Source organism: Methanobrevibacter thaueri (assembly GCF_015062905.1).
GTDB classification, from domain to species: Archaea; Methanobacteriota; Methanobacteria; order Methanobacteriales; family Methanobacteriaceae; genus Methanocatella; species Methanocatella thaueri_A.
In genome coordinates this window covers 1-2,243 of sequence record NZ_SUTK01000081.1, presented here as the reverse complement: position 1 = coordinate 2,243, position 2,243 = coordinate 1, and the positions used below count along the sequence as shown (strand labels likewise).

General features: G+C 39.0%; 4 protein-coding genes. 1 reads left to right on the top strand and 3 read right to left on the bottom strand.

Features of this window, described 5'->3' with window-relative positions; genetic code table 11:
* Positions 1-82: 82 nt before the first annotated feature.
* From E7Z79_RS09290 to E7Z79_RS09280, 3 genes are all read right to left on the bottom strand, one after another.
* Complete coding sequence (locus E7Z79_RS09290; protein ID WP_303739664.1) at positions 83-532, bottom strand: flavodoxin; 450 nt, start codon at positions 530-532, stop codon at positions 83-85.
* Between the two features lie 94 nt (positions 533-626).
* Complete coding sequence (locus tag E7Z79_RS09285) at positions 627-995, bottom strand: hypothetical protein (RefSeq protein WP_303739663.1); 369 nt, start codon at positions 993-995, stop codon at positions 627-629.
* A 52-nt stretch (positions 996-1,047) separates the two neighbouring features.
* Positions 1,048-1,626 carry a flavin reductase family protein gene (locus tag E7Z79_RS09280; RefSeq protein WP_303739662.1) on the bottom strand — a complete coding sequence of 193 codons (579 nt, stop codon included), beginning with the start codon at positions 1,624-1,626 and terminating at the stop codon, positions 1,048-1,050.
* A 32-nt stretch (positions 1,627-1,658) separates the two neighbouring features.
* Here E7Z79_RS09280 and E7Z79_RS09275 point away from each other — a divergent pair.
* Positions 1,659-2,243, top strand: a 585-nt coding sequence (locus E7Z79_RS09275; protein WP_303739661.1) for a PAP2 family protein, incomplete at its 3' end; no start/stop codon positions are given.

Here is a 2,243-nt window from a genome sequence, read left to right as displayed (position 1 = left end):
CCTCTTGCTATCATTGAAATCATTTTGCTGATTGGAATGGATGAGCAGTTCATGTTTTTAAATTCTTCAAGGGACATCTTATCTACTCTAAAAAGGAATCCAGATTGAAGTCATCTTTTTTGACCTGTTTTGTGGTCAGTCCCAATGTCTTAACAGGCTTTACTGAGTATTTTTCGACCTGCTTGAATGAGTTGTCGAAGCCGCTGCTTCCGGCGGTCATGAAGAATTTGACATTATTGAGCTTTCCCTCATTATTCTTTATGTATGAAAGGGTAGGTGTCGCCACTTTGCCCGCCCAGACAGGTGCTCCAATATACACAACATCATAGTCGGCAGGGTCGAACTTCAAATCTTCAATGTCAATAATCTTTTCGGATATCGCGTGCTTTCCAGCACGTGCATATCCAAGCTTTCCCTGATAATTCTCTTTAGGAATTATCTCTTCAATGTCTGCATTAACGTTTTCTGCGATAGTTTCCGCAAGCTTTTTTGTAATATTTGTTCTTGAATAGTATGCTACTAATGATTTCATAACATACTATTAATATTTTCTAGTATATAAACTGTTGCATTAGCAACTATTGACTTTGCAACAATTAAAAAAATAATAAAAAAAGAAAAGGAAATTATGATTTGAAAAAGTTTGACCACTTGATCTTGTGTTTTGAGTCCATAACCTTTTCATCATATGTTTTAGGCTGTATTCCATATTCCTTTTCCAATACTTTACGCTTTTGGGTAATATCAAGAGAGTTGTCATTAATCTTTTCGAAATATGTCAGTTCCTTGTCGACTTTTGCGAGTTTTTCTTCAAGATAGGCCTTTTCCTGTTGTGCATCCTCAATTTTCTTTTCCAGAATACGGTTACCTGACTCTGATACGACATTCCTCATATCAAAGAACATTTCAATGGCCTCACCCACTTCTATGCCGTTTTCCTTTAAAATCCTGACTTTTTCAGCCTGTTGTTCGGTTAATTCGATTTCCATTTTCATAATAAATCCCTCAAAATATAATTAATATTGTATATTTATTTTAACATTTAAATTATTTTCTGAAAATCAGGCCGGCTTTGAATGCATCGCCAATCTTATCCCCGAGCCTGAAATAGGAGTGTGTAATGTCATCATATGCAATGGGATTCAGCTTTTCGAAAATTATTTTGCCTTTGTCGTCCACAATGTCATCTTCAGCCTGGACATTGACAATTTCACCGGTGATTTGGGTGTGGGAACCCACTTCGGCAATATGCATTACCCTGCATTCAAGGGACAGCTTGAACTCATTGATTATTGGTGCGTTGACCTTTTGGCCCTTTTGGTGTGTGAAACCGATTTTTGACAGCTTGTCCTCACGGTAACCTGACTCTATGCCCAGATAATCAACTTCAGCGACCTGCTCAACGCTTCCAAAAGCCAGACAGAACTCTTTTGAATGGAGAATGCTTTTTAGGGTTTTCCTCTTTAGGGTTGAGTTGATTGCAATCATGACTGCAGGAGGATGATGGGAACACATTGTGGCAAAGGCCAGAGTGCATGCGTCTGCCTTTCCTTCCTCATCATAGGCGCTTGCAACAACGGCAGGAGCCGGATACATCATGGTATGGTTTTTGACATTGACTTTCATGATTATATATTATGAAATCATATAATATAAATATGGACAGACTTAAAATAGCCAAAAAGATTTCAACATTCACAAATCCGCCGATTATCTGCATACCGCTATTTCTGATAATCTGCGTGACATTATCATTTACTGCAGACGGATTCGATTTTGGAAAATTCATTGTTCTTGAAGTGGTTTCACTGATATTCGCTTCAATATTGCCGATGGCAATCATACTGTTCTGGGCTAAAAGGCTGAACACCGACAGCGACATTTCAAACAGGTCAGACAGATACATGCCTCTCATTGTTGGAATCGTTTCATATTTCATAGGATTCCTCGTCTGTTACATTTTCAGGCTGGACAATTTCCTTACATGCCTGCTTCTGTGCTATTCAATAAACACCGGTGTTGTCCTTCTCTTTACAACAAAATGGAAAATAAGCGTGCATACCACCGGACTGTCAGGTCCTGTAGGTGCATTGATATTGCTGCTTGGTCCCTTTGGTGCCATTTTCGGCCTGATATATCCGGTGCTGATCTGGTCAAGGGTTCTTTTAAAAAAGCATACTCTGTCCCAGGCAATCTGCGGAGGGGTTCAGGGATTCTTTTTAACAGTCATTGAGATGTATCTC